Origin of the sequence: Streptomyces sp. NPDC000075 (assembly GCF_040301925.1) — a bacterium.
GTDB classification, from domain to species: Bacteria; Actinomycetota; Actinomycetes; order Streptomycetales; family Streptomycetaceae; genus Streptomyces; species Streptomyces polychromogenes.
Genome location: NZ_JBEPFL010000013.1, coordinates 101,938 through 119,291 on the forward strand (window position 1 = coordinate 101,938; position 17,354 = coordinate 119,291).

Sequence of the window (17,354 nt, forward strand, 5' to 3'; positions counted from 1 at the left end):
AGAGCCCGGAAACGTGGAACCCCTCTACACGCTTGCCCTCGGCCCTGAGTGGCTGTCCCCGGACTATCTGATCGGGCAGTTCGGCCTGATCGGCATCCTGGTCATCGTCTTCGCGGAATCGGGCCTCTTCGCCTTCCTTCCGGGTGACTCCCTGCTGTTCACCGCGGGTCTGTTCACGGCCGCCGGCACCATCAAGCAGCCGCTGTGGCTGGTGTGCACGCTGATCGCGGCCTCCGCGATCATCGGCGACCAGGTGGGCTACCTGATCGGCAAGTTCTTCGGGCCGAAGCTGTTCAACCGCCCGAACAGCAAGGTCTTCAAGCGGGAGAACCTGGACGCGGCGCACGACTTCATGGACAAGCACGGCCCCAAGGCCATCGTGCTCGCCCGCTTCGTGCCCATCATCCGCACCTTCGCCCCGATGGTCGCGGGCGCCGGCGCGATGAAGTACCGGGTCTTCCTCACGTACAACGTCATCGGCGGCATCGCGTGGGGCGCGGGCGTCACCGTCCTCGGCTACCAGCTCGGCCGCTTCGAGTTCATCAAGACCAACATCGAGGCGATCTTCATCGTCATCGTGCTGATCTCCGTCATCCCGGTGATCTTCGAGGTGCTGAAGGCCCGCAAGGCCAAGAAGGCCGCCCCGCCCGCCCCGGCGCAGCCCGGGTACCCGATGGAGGAGCAGCCGCCGGCCCCCGGCCAGCGCGGCCGCCACGCCAAGCGCTGACCCCCCCCGGGCCGGCAGGGGCGCGCAGACGCCCCCGCGAGCCCCGAGAACCCTCGTGCGCCCCGCAGACGCCCCGTCTGCGGGGCGCACGTGCGTCCGGGGCCGGGAGGCGCCCGTGTGGCGCCCTCCGGACCGTCCGGGCGCCTCCCGGCCCCGCGGGGGCCTCAGAAGCCGCGGGTCCGCTTCGCCGCCGCCCGGCGCTTGGCCGCGCTGCGGGCCCCGGGGATCCGCATGAACAGCCGCGAGCCCTCCGAGCCCAGGTTCACCCCGATCGCGATCGCGAGTGCGATCGCGGCGGCGTTGGTGAGCGAGGCCAGCCCCTTGTCGAGCCGGTTCTCGGCGATCGACAGCAGCCCGAAGTACGTCGCCGAGCCCGGCAGCAGGGGGCCGATGGCGGCCGTCACGTACGGCAGCGCCGAGGCGAACCGGTACCGGGAGAAGAGCTGCCCGAACAGGCCGACCAGCCCGGCCGCGATCGCCGTCGACGGCACCGGCGGCAGCTCTGCGGCGCGCAGGGCGCCGAAGGTCACCCAGGCGACCCCGCCGTTCAGGGTCACGATCCACACCGTGGAGCGCTCCTGCTGGAGCAGGATCGCGAACGTGAACACCAGCACCATGGAGGCCAGGGTCTGCAGCAGCGGCCGGTGGGGGATCTGGAGGACCTCGTCGGGGTTGGGCGAGGCACCGAACTGGAGGCCCACGTAGATCACGACGAGCACGCCGATGATGATCCCGATGAAGAGGTACATGACCTCCAGGAGCCGGGCCGAGGCGGTGATGTAGTAGCCGGTCAGGCCGTCCTGCACGGCCGCGACCAGGGCCCGTCCGGGCAGCAGGGCGAAGAGGCCGCCGGTGATCACGGCGGAGGCGCGGACGTCGAACTCGGCGAGCTTGAGGGCCACCCCGATCGCGGCCGGGGGCATCGCCGCGACCACGAACTGGTAGAACTCCGGCAGCCCGCGGTCGGCGAAGTACCAGGCCAGCCGGTCGCCGAGGACGGCGCCGAGGGCGGCGCAGAAGAACACCGTCACCCCGCCGCCGACGAGGACGGAGGCGGCCCCCGCGAGCAGCCCGGCCGCGGCGGTGAGCACCCAGGTGGGGTACGGGTGGCGGTTGCGGCGGATCACGGCGAGGCGCCGGTAGGCCTCCTCCAGGGAGGTCTCGGTCTCGGGCGCGCTGATGTCGTCCACCAGCCGGAAGACGGCGGCGAGGCGGGTGTAGTCGGTGCCGCGGCGGCGCACCGTGCGGCTCGCGGAGACCGGGTTGCCGACCAGCGAGGGATGGTAGGTGATCGACAGCATGGTGAACGTGACGGTCGGCTCGGCCCGGTCGAGCCCGTAGGAGCGGGCCACGGCGAACATCGCGGCCTCCACGTCCTCCGCGCCCTCGCCGCCGGCCAGCAGCAGCTCGCCGATGCGCAGGGTGAGGTCGAGGACGCGGCCCACGGGCGGGCCCGCCTCGCTCTGCCGCTGCGCCGCCTCGGGCACCGGGCGGACGTCCACCGGCATGCGCAGCATGGTGCGCATGCGGTCCTGCCAGGGCGAGGAGGCCGGGAAGGCGGGGGCCGGGGTGTGGGCGGGCGGGGAGTGCTGGGCGCTGTAGGTGGCCGGGGCGGCGAAGGCGGAGCCCTCGGGCCCGGCGGGGACGGCCGGCACCCCCTCCGGGCGGGCGAACTCGGAGGTGGGCTGGTCCTCGTCCGGGACACCCGGCGCCGTCCCGGGGGGCGGGGTGAAGGCGCTGTGCGCCTCGTCGGACTTCGGCTTCCGGTCCTCGGGACCGGGCCCTTCGGCCTCCGCCACACATCCTCCCACCCTTGATCACCGGCGGTATCAGTATGCGGAATCGTTTCCTCCGTGGCGAAACAAGCCGCCGGGGGATCCCGGAGAACCGAAACGGCGGGCGGCGTCCCCGGTGTGGGGATGCCGCCCGCCGTCCTCTAGCGGTTACCGAGCGGAGCTCAGTGGTGGCCGCCCTGGGCCTCGAGGCGCTTGTAGGAGGCCTCGATCTCGGCCTCGGCCTCGGCGCGGCCGACCCAGTTGGCGCCCTCGACCGACTTGCCCGGCTCCAGGTCCTTGTAGACCTCGAAGAAGTGCTGGATCTCCAGGCGGTCGAACTCGGAGATGTGGTGGATGTCGCGCAGGTGCTCGACACGCGGGTCGGAGGCCGGGACGCAGAGCAGCTTGGCGTCGCCGCCCGCCTCGTCCGTCATGTTGAACATGCCGATCGCGCGGCACTTGATCAGGCAGCCCGGGAAGGTGGGCTCGTCCAGGATGACCAGCGCGTCCAGCGGGTCGCCGTCCTCGCCGAGGGTGTTCTCGACGAAGCCGTAGTCCGTCGGGTAGCTGGTCGAGGTGAAGAGGCGACGGTCCAGACGGATCCGGCCGGTCTCGTGGTCCACCTCGTACTTGTTCCGCGAACCCTTGGGGATCTCGATGGTGACGTCGAACTCCACGTCCTGCTCCTCCATGATCAGCTCCGGCCCGGTGCCGAAGCTTGACTGCTTCGAGACGGCTTTGATTCAAATACGTGCGCGTCCGGCCCATCCCTGGGGTGGGGTGCCATGCTCGCGGCAAGACGCAGTGGTTAAGTGTCCCTCACGCATATGTGTGATCGCGAAAGGGGCTGGTCCGAGGTGCCATTGGTCAAGACGTGGCAGCTCATCGCGGGGTCGGCCGTGGCGGGCCTCGCCCTGTCGGCGGCGGCCGTGGCCTCCGCGGGCCCCTGGGACTCCGGCCAGCGTAAGGCCGAGCGGGACCGGGCCGCCTCCTGGAGCCGGACGGGTGGCGCAGATCACGCGGCAGGATCCCTCCCGCAGGCCGCCCCGAGCGCCCCCGGGGTGCTCCAGGGCGTCGCCCCGCGCTCCTCCGGCGCGCCCTCCGCCGCCCTCGCCGGGGTGCTCGGGCCGCTCCTCGCCGACTCCTCGCTCGGGACCGTGCGCGCCGCCGCCGTGGTCGACGCCGCCACCGGACGGGTGCTGTACGAGTCCGGGGCGGCCGAGGCCATGACCCCCGCCTCCACCGTCAAGATCGCCACCGCGAGCGCCGCGCTGACCGCCCTCGGCCCCGAGCACCGCATCCGCACCACCGTCGCCCCCGGCGCCGGCCCGGGCCAGATCGTCCTGGTCGGCGGCGGCGACCCCTCCCTGACCGCCAAGAAGAAGAGCCCGGCCGGCTCCGGCGGCAGCCTCGTGGCCCTCGCCGCCGACACCGCCCAGGCCCTCAAGGCGGCCGGCACCGACACCGTCGCCCTCGGCTACGACGACACGCTCTACTCGGGCCCCGTCCGCCACCCCATCGGCCGCAACGACAACCTCGCGCCCGTCACCGCCCTCACCGCCGACGAGGGACGCCCCGACGACTCCACCGCCGGACCCGTCACACGCACCGAGGACCCCTCCGGCGACACCGCCCGCGCCTTCGCCGGCCTGCTGCGCGACCGGGGCATCAAGGTCACCGGCGAGCCCGCCCCCGCCAAGCCCGCCCCCGACGCCCGCCCGCTGGCCACCACCCTCTCCACCCCCCTCGCCGGGCTCGTCGAGCGGATGCTGACCAACAGCGACAACGACATCGCCGAGGCCCTCGCCCGCCAGACCGCCCTGGCCTCCGGTAAGCCCGCCAGCTTCGAGGGCGGCGAGAAGGCCGTCTCCGAACGGCTCGCCTCCCTCGGCGTCGACCTCACCGGCACCCGCTTCGCCGACGGCAGCGGCCTCAACCGGGCCGACAAGGTCAGCGCCCGCCTCCTGACGGCCCTCCTCGCCAAGGCCGCCGGCCCCGGCCACCCCGAGCTGCGGCCCGTCCTCACCGGACTGCCCGTCGCCGGCTTCACCGGGACCCTGCGCACCCGCAACGCCGGCACCTCCCCGGCCGCCGGGCTGCTCCGGGCCAAGACGGGCACCCTGACCGGTGTGAACTCCCTCGCCGGGACCGTCGTCGACCCGTCCGGGCGACTCCTGGCCTTCGCCTTCCTGACCGCGAACGCCGCCGACGGCTCCGCCGCCGAGAAGGGCCTCGACAAGCTGGCCGCCGCCGTCGCCTCCACCCCCTGACGCGGCGGCGCGGGTCCACGTACCGTTGACGCATGACGAGCATCGGTGGTGCGGAGATGGTCGACTGGAACCTCGCGGTGGCGACCGCGACCCGGCTCGTACGGCCGGGTCCCGAGGTCAGCCGCGACGAGGCCCGGGCCGTGGTGGCGGAGCTCCGGCGGCACGCGCGGACCTCCGAGGAGCACGTGCGCGCGTTCACCCGGATGATGCCCGAGGGCGCCCCCCTCCCCGACACGCCCGTCCTCGTCGTCGACCGGGCCGGCTGGGTCCGGGCCAACGTCGCCGGTTTCCGCGAACTGCTCGGCCCGCTGCTCGCCAAGATGCAGGACCGCCGGGGCGCCGCCCCCGCCGGAGCCGTCCTCGGAGCCGTCGGCGGCAAGGTCACCGGCGTCGAGCTCGGCATGCTGCTCAGCTTCCTGGCCTCCCGCGTCCTCGGCCAGTACGAGACCTTCGCGCCCGTCGGCCCCGACCTGCCCGGCAGCCCCGCCACCGGCGGCCGGCTGCTGCTCGTCGCCCCCAACATCGTCCACGTGGAACGCGAGCTGGAGGTCAGCCCGCACGACTTCCGGCTCTGGGTCTGCCTCCACGAGGAGACGCACCGCACCCAGTTCACCGCCGTCCCCTGGCTGCGCGCCCACCTGGAGGGCGAGATCCAGGCCTTCCTCGGCGCCACCGAGATGGAGCCCGGAGCCCTCCTGGAGCGGCTGCGCGAGGCCGTCCAGTCCTTCGCCGGGGCCCGGCCCGACGGGGAGCGCGGGGACGAGGCCCACTCCTTCGTCGAACTCGTCCAGAGCCCCGAACAGCGCGAGATCCTCGGCCGGCTCACCGCCGTCATGTCCCTGCTGGAAGGCCACGCCGACTACGTCATGGACGGGGTCGGCCCCGACGTGGTCCCCACCGTCGCCGAGATCCGCGAGAAGTTCCAGCAGCGCCGGGCCAGCGGCGCCGGCCGCCTGGACGCCGCCCTGCGCAAGCTCCTCGGCCTCGACGCCAAGCTCCGCCAGTACCGCGACGGCGAGCGGTTCGTCCGCGCCGTCGTCGGCGAGGTCGGGATGGACGGCTTCAACCGGGTGTGGACCTCGCCGAACACCCTGCCGACCAAATCGGAGATCGCCAGGCCCGCGGACTGGGTGGCGCGCGTACACCGCAAGGGGGGCCCGGGACGCGAAGAGGGGTGATGCGTGAGGTGTGAACTTGTCCCACTGGGGGAAACAGCATCACCCTTCCGAGGGACCGTGGAGCGTTGAAGGGCGTGCGATGCTCGGGAAACGGCTCACTTCTGTCACCATCAACGCACTCTGAGTGACCAATCGCGCGCAACACCCCGAAGCCTCCGAGCATCCGAACTCCACGAAGGGCACCGGACATGGGTCCCCATCCTGCGGTCGCGGCGATACGCCTGGCGGTCCGCCGCGTACTCCACGACGTCCTCACCGACCTCACCGACCTCCCCCGGACCCCGTCCGCGGGTCCCACCGTCGCGCCCCCCCGCGCCGCGTCCGGCACCCAGCCGGTGGTCCTCGTCGCCTGCTCCGGCGGCGCCGACTCCATGGCCCTCGCCTCCGCCCTCGCCTTCGAAGCCCCCAAGCTCGGCATCCGGGCCGGCGGCATCACCATCGACCACGGCCTCCAGCCCGGCTCCGACCTGCGCGCCGCGGAGGTCGTCAGCCGCATGACCGCGCTCCGCCTCGACCCGGTGGAGTCCGTCGCCGTGCGCGTCGGCCGCGACGGCGGACCCGAGGCCGCCGCCCGCGACGCCCGCTACGCCGCCCTGGACGAGGCGGCGGACCGGCTCGGCGCCGCCGCCGTGCTGCTCGGCCACACCCGCGACGACCAGGCGGAAACCGTCCTGCTGGGCCTCGCCCGCGGCTCCGGCATCCGCTCCCTGTCCGGCATGGCCGAGGTCTCCGGAGGCCCCGGCCGCACCAAGCGCTACCGGCGCCCCTTCCTCCACATCGACCGGCAGACCGCCCGCAAGGCCTGCATGGTCCAGTCCCTCCCCGTCTGGGACGACCCGCACAACATCGACCCCGCCTACACCCGCTCCCGGCTGCGCCACGAGGGACTGCCCGCCCTGGAGAAGGCGCTCGGCAAGGGGGTCGTGGAGGCACTCGCCCGCACCGCCCAGCTCTCCCGCGACGACGCCGACGCCCTCGACGCCTGGGCCGCCGACGCCGAGGCCGGCGTGCGCGACGAGGACGGCCGCCTGGAGTGCGCCAAGCTGTACGCCCTGCCGCCCGCCGTACGCCGCCGGGTGCTGCGCCGCGCCGTGGTCGCGGCGGGCTCACCCGCCGGCTCCCTCTTCGCCCGCCACATCGAGGAAGTCGACCGGCTCATCACCGGATGGCGCGGCCAGGGGGCCATCAACCTGCCCGGCCGCGTCGAGGCCCAGCGGCAGGGTGGCAGACTTGTCATCCGGCAGGGCTGATTGGTGCTGAAACACGGCTGAGTCCTCCGGGGACGCCCTCCGGAGCCCCGGCCGACAACGAAAGTGATGCGGGTGGACGAGAAGGACATGGGCAACGACCTCCAGTCGGTGCTCATCACCAAGGAAGAGATCGACGCGAAGCTGGCCGAGCTGGCCGCGAAGATCGACGCGGAGTACGCGGGCAAGGACCTGCTCATCGTCGGTGTGCTCAAGGGCGCCGTGATGGTGATGGCGGACCTGGCGCGCGCCTTGTCCACCCCGCTCACCATGGACTGGATGGCGGTGTCCTCCTACGGCGCCGGAACCCAGTCCTCGGGCGTGGTGCGGATCCTCAAGGACCTGGACACCGACATCAAGGACAAGCACGTCCTGATCGTCGAGGACATCATCGACTCGGGCCTGACCCTGTCCTGGCTGCTGTCGAACCTGGGCTCCCGCCAGCCGGCCTCCCTCAAGGTCGTCACGCTGCTGCGCAAGCCCGAGGCCGCCAAGGTCGCCATCGACGTCGAGTGGGTCGGCTTCGACATCCCCAACGAGTTCGTCGTCGGCTACGGCCTCGACTACGCGGAGAAGTACCGCAACCTGCCGTTCGTCGGGACGCTCGCCCCGCACGTGTACGGCGGCTGAACCCCCGCCGTCACCGCGATCGCCCCCGGGGGAACCCGGGGGCGATTCCCGCCGTTGGAGGAGAAGGCGGGTCTGTCAGCCGTCCCACGGGGCGGCGGGTGACAATACAGGGGTACATTCCGAAGAACAGTCTTTACTCACAGCAGCATTTACCTACGGGCAGGAGGGACGGGGTGCCCGGCACCCCGTATGGATGGACGTGAAGCGATACTTCCGTGGGCCGGTCATGTGGATCGTGCTGGCCGTCCTCGCCGTGGTCGTGTTGATGAACGTCGTCGGCTCCGGCGGCGGCTACAAGTCGGTGGAGACCAGCGAGGTCATCAAGGCGATCAACAGTGGCCAGGTCGACAGCGCCAAGCTGACCACCGGCGACAGCCAGATGATCAAGATCGAGCTGAAAAAGGGCCAGAAGCTCGGCAACAACAGCGGCACCAAGTTCCAGGCCAACTACATCGGGGACCAGGGCGTCCAGCTCGCCCAGAACCTCCAGACCAAGTTCGAAGCCGGTCAGATCCCGGACGGCTACTCCGTCACGCCGGACAAGACCAGCCCGTTCCTGAGCGTGCTGCTCTCGCTCCTGCCCTTCGTCCTCATCGTCGTCGTCTTCCTGTTCCTGATGAACCAGATGCAGGGCGGCGGCTCCCGGGTCATGAACTTCGGCAAGTCCAAGGCGAAGCTCATCACCAAGGACACCCCGAAGACGACGTTCGCCGACGTCGCGGGCTCGGACGAGGCCGTCGAGGAGCTCCACGAGATCAAGGAGTTCCTCCAGGAGCCGGCGAAGTTCCAGGCCGTCGGCGCCAAGATCCCCAAGGGTGTGCTGCTCTACGGCCCGCCCGGCACCGGCAAGACCCTGCTCGCGCGCGCCGTCGCGGGCGAGGCCGGGGTCCCGTTCTACTCGATCTCCGGTTCCGACTTCGTCGAGATGTTCGTCGGCGTCGGCGCCTCGCGTGTGCGTGACCTCTTCGAGCAGGCCAAGGCGAACGCCCCGGCGATCGTCTTCGTCGACGAGATCGACGCCGTCGGCCGGCACCGCGGCGCGGGCCTCGGCGGCGGTCACGACGAGCGTGAGCAGACCCTCAACCAGCTGCTCGTCGAGATGGACGGCTTCGACGTGAAGGGCGGCGTCATCCTGATCGCCGCCACGAACCGCCCCGACATCCTCGACCCGGCGCTGCTGCGCCCGGGCCGCTTCGACCGCCAGATCGCGGTCGACCGGCCGGACATGCAGGGCCGTCTGGAGATCCTCAAGGTCCACCAGAAGGGCAAGCCGGTCGCACCGGACGTCGACCTCTCGGCCGTCGCCCGCCGCACCCCCGGCTTCACGGGCGCCGACCTGTCGAACGTCCTGAACGAGGCCGCGCTCCTCACGGCCCGCTCGGACAAGAAGCTGATCGACAACTCGATGCTGGACGAGGCGATCGACCGCGTCGTGGCGGGCCCGCAGAAGCGGACCCGGATCATGTCCGACAAGGAGAAGAAGATCACCGCGTACCACGAGGGCGGACACGCCCTGGTCGCGGCGGCCTCCCCGAACTCCGACCCGGTACACAAGATCACGATCCTGTCCCGCGGCCGGGCCCTGGGCTACACCATGGTCCTGCCCGACGAGGACAAGTACTCGACCACCCGCAACGAGATGCTCGACCAGCTCGCGTACATGCTGGGCGGCCGCGCGGCCGAGGAACTGGTCTTCCACGACCCGACCACGGGCGCCGCGAACGACATCGAGAAGGCCACGGCGACGGCCCGCGCGATGGTCACGCAGTACGGCATGACCGAGCGCCTCGGCGCGATCAAGTTCGGCGGGGACAACACCGAGCCGTTCCTGGGCCGCGAGATGTCGCACCCGCGGGACTACTCGGAAGAGGTCGCGGCGCTGGTCGACGAAGAGGTCAAGAAGCTCATCGAGACCGCGCACAACGAGGCCTGGGAGATCCTGGTCGAGAACCGGGACGTCCTGGACAACCTGGTCCTCGCCCTGCTGGAGAAGGAGACCCTGGGCAAGGAGGAGATCGCCGAGATCTTCTCCACGATCGTGAAGCGTCCGGCCCGCCCGGCGTGGACCGGCTCGGCCCGGCGCACGCCCTCCACCCGTCCGCCGGTGCTCTCTCCCAAGGAGCTCCAGCTGACGAACGCCGCCAACGGCACCTCGGCCTCGGCCCAGACCGCCGTGTCGGTGGAGAAGTCCCCGGAGTCCTCCCAGGAGGACCGCCCGGAGGCCTGATCAGGTCCGGAATGGATGCCGCGCCCCCCAGGTTCTAGCCTGGGGGGCGCGGCACGTTTGTGCGCCGTGCGTGCACACAGGAAGAGGATGAGATGACCGACCCAGTGACCCTGACCGGTGACGAGGGCACGATCGGCGAGTTCGACGAGAAGCGCGCCGAGGCGGCGGTCCGCGAGCTCCTGATCGCGGTCGGCGAGGACCCGGACCGCGAGGGCCTCCTGGAGACCCCGGCGCGGGTGGCGCGGGCGTACAAGGAGATATTCGCCGGCCTCTACCAGAAGCCCGAGGACGTCCTGACGACGACGTTCGACCTCGGCCACGACGAGATGGTCCTGGTGAAGGACATCGAAGTGATGTCCAGCTGTGAACATCACCTGGTCCCCTTCCACGGCGTGGCCCACGTCGGCTACATCCCGTCCGCCGACGGCAAGATCACCGGCCTGTCGAAGCTGGCCCGCCTGGTCGACGTGTTCGCCCGCCGCCCTCAGGTGCAGGAGCGGCTGACCACGCAGATCGCCGACTCCCTGATGGAGATCCTCGACCCGCGCGGCTGCATCGTGGTCATCGAGTGCGAGCACATGTGCATGACGATGCGCGGCGTCCGCAAGCCCGGCGCGAAGACCATCACCTCGGCGGTCCGCGGCCAGCTCCGCGACCCCGCGACCCGCAACGAGGCCATGAGCCTCATCATGGCGCGCTGACCCGGTGGCGGAGCCGGCCGTCTGGCAGCCGCTGAGCGAGGACGTCCGGCGGACGCTGGAGCTGCTGCTCGACGGCCCGTCCGACGTCCACCGGGCGCTGCGGACGCAGATCCCGTGCGCCGAGATGCGCGACAGCGGCTGCTCCTGCCCCTGCGTGTACCTGAGGGTGGTCACGGAGGCCCTGGAGGCCGCCCCGACGGGCCCGGGGCTCGGGCCGGTGGCGAGCGCCCCCCTGCTGGCCGCGGACGGCGGCTACGACGGCGAGGCGACGCTGTTCGCGTACGACGGTGTCCTGGAGGACCTCCAGTTCTGCGACTGGGAGGACCACGGGCCCGGGCCGCGCCCGCTCTGGGAGTGGCTGGGCCCCCGCCCCGCCTGAACCCGGCTTCCGGCGGCCCGGCCCCCTGTGCCGCCGCGTCAGGCCGCCGCGTGGGCCTTGTGGGGGTCCTCGTCGTCCGGGAGTTTCAGGACGTGTTCCAGGAAGAGGGCGGCCGCGATGACCGCGGCGCCCGCCAGGACCGAGCCGCCCGCGTACCAGGTCTGGTCGCGGCGGGCCGGGACGTCCAGGGAGTCCGTCAGCAGGAAGACGCCGACGCCGCCGTACATGCCGGAGACCAGGGCCGCGACGAGGGCGCTGGCCTGCCCGAAGACCACCGCGCGGGCCGCCATCAGCGGCTCCACGCCCTTGGCCCCCGGACGGCGCTCGCGCTGGGCCTTCAGGCGGCCGCGCAGCGACAGGGCCGTGGCGAACAGCACCACGGCGATGACCGCCAGCACGACCGGCGCGGCCAGCGGGACGCCCGGCAGGGTGCCGTAGGCGTTCCACAGGCGGGCGCCGGCCCAGGACAGCACCCCGGCGATCACGAAGATGCCCGCCAGGACCGCCGGCCTCAGTTGCTTCACGTTGCCCGTCCCCTGTTCAGTGCGGTGTCGGCTACCTGAACACGCTAACGGCTATTCCGGGAGACGGAGTTCCAGGTCGGTCCGCGCCGTGACCCCGCTCATGCCGATCGCCGCCAGCAGGCCGGCCACCGGGCCGCGGCCGGCCAGCCGGGCCTCGGGGTCGATGTCGTTCCAGGGGGCCAGCACGAAGGCGCGCAGGTGCGCCCGGGGGTGCGGGAGGGTGAGGACGGGGTCGTCGGAGACCACGTCCGCGTACGCGACGATGTCCACGTCGATCGTGCGCGGTCCCCAGCGCTCCTCGCGGACCCGGTCGAAGGCCTCCTCGACGGCGTGCGCCCGCTCCAGGAGCGAGGACGGCGGCAGGGTGGTCTTCAGCGCGATGACCGCGTTGAGGTACGAGGGCTGCGAGCCCGGCTCGACGCCCCAGGGCTCGGTCTCGTAGACCGGCGAGACGGCCTTGACCCGCAGGCCGGGGGTGTCCCCGAGGGCGTCGATGGCGCCCTGGAGGGTCTCCAGCCGGTTGCCGAGGTTGGCGCCGAGGGCGATCACGGCCCATTTGGGGTTGGAGAGGGTGGTGTCGGCCGCGTCGACCGTCTCGACGACGGACGCGGGGACGGGCTGGACCGTGGGGTCGCTCTGGGCGTTCAGGCCGTTGTTCACACGCGGCTCCGGGTGATCGTGATGGTCACGTCGTCGAAGGGGACGGTGATCGGCGCGTCCGGCTTGTGGACGACGACCTCCACCTGGGCCACGGCCTCGTGCTTGAGGCACTGCTGGGCGATCCGCTCGGCCAGGGTCTCGATCAGGTCCACGGGCTCACCCTGGACGACGTCGACGACCTCCTCGGCCACGACCCCGTAGTGCACGGTCTTGGCCAGGTCGTCACCGGCCGCGGCCGGGCGGGTGTCCAGGTGCAGCACGAGGTCGACGATGAAGGTCTGGCCTTCTTCGCGTTCCCGGGGGAAGACGCCGTGGTGCCCGCGAGCCTTGAGGCCGCGCAGCGCGACACGATCCACGCGAATCACTCCTGCTTTCGTAGGTGCTTCCGGTCCCGGGACTCCCCGGGCCCTTGGGCCTACGCCGAGTGCGGTCGGCGTCGTCCACCTTCGAATTTACCTGCGATAAACCTTCGCCCCCGCCCTTGGGGTCAGTCGGAGGCCTCTTCTTCCTCGTCATCGGAGTCCGTGAGGACCGGAGAACCGTGGTGGGACCAGAGGCGCCAGCCCTCCGGTGTGCGTCGGAACACATTCGTGGCGACCACCAGCTGGCCGACGAGCGGACCGAGTTCCCCGGCCTCTTCGGCGGGTCCGCCGCTGAGGATGTTCTCGGTGCAGGTGACCAGGGCGGTGTCGCCTATGAGGGCCACCTTGGTGTCGGTCAGGAAGAACTGGATGTACTCGGTGTGCGACATGATCAGCGCGTACGAGCGCAGCACCTCGCCCCGCCCGGAGAGCACCGGCCAGCCGGGGTGGACGCAGGAGATCTCGTCGTCGAGCCAGAGCGCCGACAGGGTGTCGAAGTCCCCCCGCTCCATGGCCTCGTAGAAGGCCGCGTTGACCTCTTCGACGGCTTCGATGTCGGTACGGCTCACCGTTCCCCTTCCCTGTGCGTCCGGTCGGGCCGGTCGGTCCGGCGGGTCACAGAGCCCCTTCCACGGCGCGGGCCACCCGAACCGCGTCGGCGGTCGCCCGTACCTCGTGCACCCGTACGGCCCAGGCGCCCTGGTGGGCGGCGATGGCCGAGACGGCGGCGGTGGCGGCGTCCCGCTCGCGGGCGGGCGGCGGGGCGGCGTCGGCGGCGCCGGCCAGGACCCGGCCGAGGAAGCGCTTGCGGGAGGCGGCGACGAGGAGGGGGAAGCCGAGGGCGCGCAGCTCGGGGAGGCGGGCGACGAGGGCCAGGTCGTGCTCGGCGTTCTTGGCGAAGCCCAGGCCCGGGTCGACGACGATCCGCTCGGGGGCGATGCCGCCGGAGACGACGGCGTCGATGCGGGCGCGGAGCTCGGCGGTGACCTCGCCGAGGACGTCGTCGTAGACGGCGAGGCTGTTCATGTTGTCGCTGAAGCCGCGCCAGTGCATGACGACGAAGGGCACGTCGGTGGCGGCGACGGCGGGGATCATGCGGGGGTCGGCGAGGCCGCCGCTGACGTCGTTGACGAGGCGGGCGCCGGCGGCGACCGCCTGTTCGGCGACGGTCGCGCGCATGGTGTCGACGGAGACGGCCACGCCCTCGGAGGCCAGGCCGCGGACGACGGGGACGACCCGGCGCAGCTCCTCCTCGGCGTCGACGCGGGTGGCGCCGGGGCGGGTGGACTCGCCGCCGACGTCGACGAGGTCGGCGCCCTGGGCGACGAGGTCGAGCCCGCGCTTGACGGCGGCGGTGGTGTCGAACCAGCGGCCGCCGTCGGAGAAGGAGTCGGGGGTGACGTTGACGACGCCCATGACCGCGCAGCGGTCCCAGTCGGGGAGCCCGGCCACTTGGCCCCGGGGGGCGGGGCCGCGGGTGGTGTTCATGGGGTCCAGGGTAGATCCCGTACAGCGGAACGCCCCCGGGCCCTGGCGGGCACGGGGGCGTCGGGAGCGGCGGCGGTTACGCGGCCTGGACCTCGCGGTCCTGCTGGGCCGGGATGTCCGTCTCCTGGTGGGCGCAGGTGCGGACCGGCTTCGGGCGGCGGCGGCTCTCGAAGAGGCGGGGGAGGGCCAGCGTCACGAAGCCCTCGGCCTGCATCACGGCGAAGCCGATGCGGGGCAGGTCGCGGTGGTGGCGGTAGACCATGAAGCGCGGCTCCCAGCGGGGGCGGAACTTCTCGTTGAACTTGTACAGCGACTCGATCTGGAACCAGCGCGAGAGGAAGACGAGCAGGCTGCGCCAGGCGCGCAGGACCGGGCCGGCGCCGATCTTCTCGCCGCGGGCGAGGGCCGCGCGGAACATGGCGAAGTTCAGCGAGACCTTCTCGATCTTCAGTTCGGGGGCCTGCTGGAGGGCGGCGACGATCAGCAGCTCGTTCATGCCGGGGTCGGCGCCGCGGTCGCGGCGCATCATCTCCAGCGACATGCCGTCCTTGCCCCACGGCACGAAGTGCTGGATGGCCTTCAGGTCGCCGTAGGGGCTGCTGTCGCCCTCCTCGATCCGGTGGGCGGTGGCGATGATGCAGTCGCCGTCGCCCGGGTCGCCGATGCGGCCCAGGGCCATGGAGAAGCCGCGCTCGGTGTCGGTGCCGCGCCAGGCCTCGGCCGCGCCGCGCACCTGGGACAGCTCGAACTCGTTCAGCTCGCTGACCCGGCGGACCTTGGTGGTGTAGCCGTTGCGCTCGATGCGCTTGACCATCTGGCGGACGTTGCGCATGGGGCGTCCGGCGAGGGAGAAGTCTTTGACGTCGACGATGGCCTCGTCGCCGAGCTCCAGGGCGTCCAGCCCCGTCTCGCGGGTCCAGACCTCGCCGCCGGTCTCGCTGCAGCCCACGACGGCCGGGGTCCAGGAGTGGGCCTTGGCCTCCTCCATGAACCGCTCGATGGCGCCGGGCCAGGCCTCGACGTCGCCGACGGGGTCGCCGGACGCGAGCATGACACCGGAGACCACGCGGTAGGTGACGGCGGCCTTGCCGCTGGGGGAGAAGACGACGGCCTTGTCGCGGCGGAGCGCGAAGTGGCCGAGCGAGTCGCGGCCGCCGTGCTTGGCGAGCAGCTCGCGCAGCTTCTGCTCGTCGTCCGCGGTGAGCCGGGCGGCCGGGTGCTCGGGGCGGAAGGCGAGGTAGATGGTGGTGACGGCGGTCAGCATGCCGAGGGCGCCGAGGGAGTAGCCGACGGTCCAGCTCACCCGGCCGGCGTAGTCGACGGGGCCCTCGAAGCCGAAGAGGCCGTAGACCACGTGGGTGATCTGCTCGTAGAGGCTGGGGTGTCCGACGACCTTGTTCGGGTGGACGTTGACGATGACCAGGCCCAGGCCGATGGAGCCGGCGCTCATCAGGACGAAGTTCGCGAGCGCCTTCCAGCGGCTGCGCGGGTCGGGGAGGGCCTTGAATTCACTCTGGTGGCGTACGAGCAGTGCGAGGAGCACCGCCGAGATGACCACGCTGATGAACGAGTGCCGGTAGGCGAACTGTGCGACGGCGCCGGCCGGCAGCAGGATGACCGAGGCCCTCCAGGCACGCCGCTTGCGCCGCTTGAGGCCGTGCGCGAGCAGCAGGATCAGGACGCCCGCGCTGATGGAGAGGGCCGCGGCGAAGGGGCCCAGGGAGCCGGGCAGCACCTCGGTGACCGCGTGGATCCGGCTGTGGCGGAATCGCGGGAAGACGCCCGCCGCGATGTCCAGAAGGCCGACGATCATGACGGCCGTACCTACGAGACCGGGCACCGACTCCGGCCTGGGTCCGCGGAAGATTCGCCGGACCTTACTCGGAACCTGTCCCGACTTATCGCCATCTATCCTGCTAGACATCGCTTCCCGTTGCTCCGCGAGAGATCATGTGGCCGAAGGCCGCGACAGCCTCCGGGGTGTGGTGCGTCCACTAGGACGACATCGAGGAGGAGCGGGTTCACTCTTCCGTCGGAAAAATCCAGTCCTGCCATCAGAAAGTCGACTGACTGCTCATGGGTCTCACCAGTAATGCCGTTCTGGTCCTGGCCATCATCGCGGGTGTAGCGCTGTTCGCGGTGACGGTCTGGCTCTGGCCGAAGCTTTCGGGCCGCTCCTGGCGGTCGGTCCTCGGCCGGGTCGGCCTCCTGCTCGCGACCCAGCTGGCGCTGTTCTCGGCAGTCGGTCTCGCCGCCAACAAGTCGTTCCTCTTCTACGGTTCCTGGGCCGACCTGTTCGGCCAGCAGACGTCCATCGGCAAGGTCGTCGACCACTCGATGAGCAGCAAGGACATCAAGGTCCTCGACAAGCAGAAGCTGGACGTTCCCGGCGGCGGCCAGCCCCAGGTCGGTGGTCAGATACTGAAGGTCGCCATCACCGGGGAGAAGTCGAAGATAACGAGTCCCGGCTACGTCTGGCTCCCGCCGGAGTACTTCCAGCCGCAGCACAAGGACAAGAACTTTCCGGCCTCCATCGTCCTGACGGGTTACCCCGGTACCGCGGAAAACCTGATCAAAGGGCTGAACTACCCCATGACGGCCTTCAAGCAGGCCAAGCAGGGCAAGATGAAGCCGATGATCCTGGTCATGCTGCGTCCGACCATCGCGCCGCCGCGCGACACCGAGTGCGTGGACATACCGGGCGGCCCGCAGACGGAGACCTTCTTCGCGCAGGACCTTCCGCAGGCCATCCAGGGCACCTTCCGGGTCGGCAAGAAGCCGCAGAACATGGGCTTCATCGGCAACTCCACGGGCGGCTACTGCGCCCTGAAGATCGCCGCGCACCACCCGCAGACCTTCGGCGCCGCCGCGGGTCTGTCCGCGTACTACAAGGCCGCGGACGACCCGACGACCGGTGACCTCTTCCACGGCGACGAGAAGCTGAAGAAGGCCGCCGACGTGCTGTGGAGCGTGGAGAACAAGAAGCCCACCGGCACCTCCTTCCTCGTCACCACGAGCGAGAAGGGCGAGGACAACCTGAACGACACCAAGAAGTTCATCAAGCTGGTCAAGGGCCCGGACCGGGTCTCCTCGATCATCCTCGACAGCGGCGGCCACAACTTCAACACCTGGCGCCGCGAGATCCCGCCCATGCTGGTGTGGATGAGCAGCCGGATGCAGGCCTGA

General features: G+C 71.3%; 16 protein-coding genes and 1 pseudogene. 9 read left to right on the forward strand and 8 right to left on the reverse strand.

The features are described 5' to 3' along the window. The first annotated feature begins 13 nt into the window (after positions 1-13). Positions 14-962 (forward strand): annotated as a pseudogene (locus tag ABT403_RS17545) (DedA family protein). Here the strand turns inward: ABT403_RS17545 and ABT403_RS17550 are convergent. Continuing rightward, positions 892-2,526: a threonine/serine exporter family protein gene (locus ABT403_RS17550; protein WP_344169649.1), complete on the reverse strand. Its 1,635-nt coding sequence runs from the start codon at positions 2,524-2,526 to the stop codon at positions 892-894. The pseudogene ABT403_RS17545 and the gene ABT403_RS17550 sit on opposite strands and share 71 nt — an antisense overlap. A gap of 158 nt (positions 2,527-2,684) precedes the next feature. Then, positions 2,685-3,179, reverse strand: a complete 495-nt coding sequence (locus ABT403_RS17555) for an inorganic diphosphatase (protein WP_042818871.1) — start codon at positions 3,177-3,179, stop codon at positions 2,685-2,687. Positions 3,180-3,329: 150 nt separating this feature from the next. Between ABT403_RS17555 and dacB the strand changes: the two genes are divergently transcribed. From dacB to ABT403_RS17590, 7 genes are all read left to right on the forward strand, one after another. Next, a complete protein-coding gene (gene dacB, locus ABT403_RS17560) occupies positions 3,330-4,772 on the forward strand; it encodes a D-alanyl-D-alanine carboxypeptidase/D-alanyl-D-alanine endopeptidase (RefSeq protein ID WP_344169652.1) in 1,443 nt (480 codons plus the stop codon). 32 nt (positions 4,773-4,804) lie between these two features. Further along, the gene (locus ABT403_RS17565; protein ID WP_344169655.1) at positions 4,805-5,950 is read left to right on the forward strand and encodes an Rv3626c family coenzyme F420 biosynthesis-associated protein; all 1,146 of its coding nucleotides are present in this window, start codon (positions 4,805-4,807) and stop codon (positions 5,948-5,950) included. Between the two features lie 188 nt (positions 5,951-6,138). Next, positions 6,139-7,200: a tRNA lysidine(34) synthetase TilS gene (tilS, locus tag ABT403_RS17570; protein WP_344169658.1), complete on the forward strand. Its 1,062-nt coding sequence runs from the start codon at positions 6,139-6,141 to the stop codon at positions 7,198-7,200. 66 nt (positions 7,201-7,266) lie between these two features. Continuing rightward, positions 7,267-7,827, forward strand: coding sequence for a hypoxanthine phosphoribosyltransferase (gene hpt / locus ABT403_RS17575; protein ID WP_007264874.1), 561 nt, complete (start codon positions 7,267-7,269; stop codon positions 7,825-7,827). Between the two features lie 193 nt (positions 7,828-8,020). Further along, positions 8,021-10,054 (forward strand): ATP-dependent zinc metalloprotease FtsH, encoded by a 2,034-nt coding sequence (gene ftsH / locus ABT403_RS17580; RefSeq protein WP_344169667.1) that lies wholly within the window; start codon positions 8,021-8,023, stop codon positions 10,052-10,054. Between the two features lie 92 nt (positions 10,055-10,146). Beyond that, positions 10,147-10,755 carry a GTP cyclohydrolase I FolE gene (folE, locus tag ABT403_RS17585; protein WP_045946141.1) on the forward strand — a complete coding sequence of 203 codons (609 nt, stop codon included), beginning with the start codon at positions 10,147-10,149 and terminating at the stop codon, positions 10,753-10,755. Between the two features lie 4 nt (positions 10,756-10,759). Continuing rightward, positions 10,760-11,134: a hypothetical protein gene (locus ABT403_RS17590; RefSeq protein WP_344169672.1), complete on the forward strand. Its 375-nt coding sequence runs from the start codon at positions 10,760-10,762 to the stop codon at positions 11,132-11,134. A gap of 38 nt (positions 11,135-11,172) precedes the next feature. Here ABT403_RS17590 and ABT403_RS17595 read toward each other — a convergent pair whose 3' ends face one another. From ABT403_RS17595 to ABT403_RS17620, 6 genes are all read right to left on the reverse strand, one after another. After that, positions 11,173-11,658, reverse strand: a complete 486-nt coding sequence (locus tag ABT403_RS17595) for a DUF3180 domain-containing protein (protein WP_344169675.1) — start codon at positions 11,656-11,658, stop codon at positions 11,173-11,175. 51 nt (positions 11,659-11,709) lie between these two features. Beyond that, a complete protein-coding gene (gene folK, locus ABT403_RS17600) occupies positions 11,710-12,318 on the reverse strand; it encodes a 2-amino-4-hydroxy-6-hydroxymethyldihydropteridine diphosphokinase (protein ID WP_344169678.1) in 609 nt (202 codons plus the stop codon). Further along, entirely contained in the window at positions 12,315-12,674 is a 360-nt protein-coding gene (folB, locus tag ABT403_RS17605; RefSeq protein ID WP_042809414.1) for a dihydroneopterin aldolase, read from the reverse strand. Before folB ends, folK begins: the two co-directional genes overlap by 4 nt. A 131-nt stretch (positions 12,675-12,805) precedes the next feature. After that, positions 12,806-13,249 carry a nuclear transport factor 2 family protein gene (locus ABT403_RS17610; RefSeq protein ID WP_344169683.1) on the reverse strand — a complete coding sequence of 148 codons (444 nt, stop codon included), beginning with the start codon at positions 13,247-13,249 and terminating at the stop codon, positions 12,806-12,808. Between the two features lie 46 nt (positions 13,250-13,295). Next, positions 13,296-14,168 (reverse strand): dihydropteroate synthase, encoded by an 873-nt coding sequence (gene folP, locus ABT403_RS17615; RefSeq protein ID WP_344169686.1) that lies wholly within the window; start codon positions 14,166-14,168, stop codon positions 13,296-13,298. Between the two features lie 76 nt (positions 14,169-14,244). Further along, on the reverse strand, positions 14,245-16,092 hold the full coding sequence (locus tag ABT403_RS17620; RefSeq protein WP_344169689.1) for a phosphatidylglycerol lysyltransferase domain-containing protein: 1,848 nt from the start codon (positions 16,090-16,092) through the stop codon (positions 14,245-14,247). A gap of 152 nt (positions 16,093-16,244) precedes the next feature. Here ABT403_RS17620 and ABT403_RS17625 point away from each other — a divergent pair, with 152 nt between their 5' ends. Then, positions 16,245-17,354, forward strand: coding sequence for an alpha/beta hydrolase (locus ABT403_RS17625; protein WP_344169692.1), 1,110 nt, complete (start codon positions 16,245-16,247; stop codon positions 17,352-17,354).

Bases quoted from the DNA above. Each gene is read 5' to 3' on its own strand.
- dacB (WP_344169652.1), top strand. From the start codon at position 3,330: ATGTGTGATCGCGAAAGGGGCTGGTCCGAGGTGCCATTGGTCAAGACG.
- ABT403_RS17565 (WP_344169655.1), top strand. From the start codon at position 4,805: ATGACGAGCATCGGTGGTGCGGAGATGGTCGACTGGAACCTCGCGGTG.
- tilS (WP_344169658.1), top strand. From the start codon at position 6,139: ATGGGTCCCCATCCTGCGGTCGCGGCGATACGCCTGGCGGTCCGCCGC.
- hpt (WP_007264874.1), top strand. From the start codon at position 7,267: ATGCGGGTGGACGAGAAGGACATGGGCAACGACCTCCAGTCGGTGCTC.
- ftsH (WP_344169667.1), top strand. From the start codon at position 8,021: ATGGACGTGAAGCGATACTTCCGTGGGCCGGTCATGTGGATCGTGCTG.
- folE (WP_045946141.1), top strand. From the start codon at position 10,147: ATGACCGACCCAGTGACCCTGACCGGTGACGAGGGCACGATCGGCGAG.
- folP (WP_344169686.1), bottom strand. From the start codon at position 14,168: ATGAACACCACCCGCGGCCCCGCCCCCCGGGGCCAAGTGGCCGGGCTC.
- ABT403_RS17620 (WP_344169689.1), bottom strand. From the start codon at position 16,092: ATGTCTAGCAGGATAGATGGCGATAAGTCGGGACAGGTTCCGAGTAAG.
- ABT403_RS17625 (WP_344169692.1), top strand. From the start codon at position 16,245: ATGGGTCTCACCAGTAATGCCGTTCTGGTCCTGGCCATCATCGCGGGT.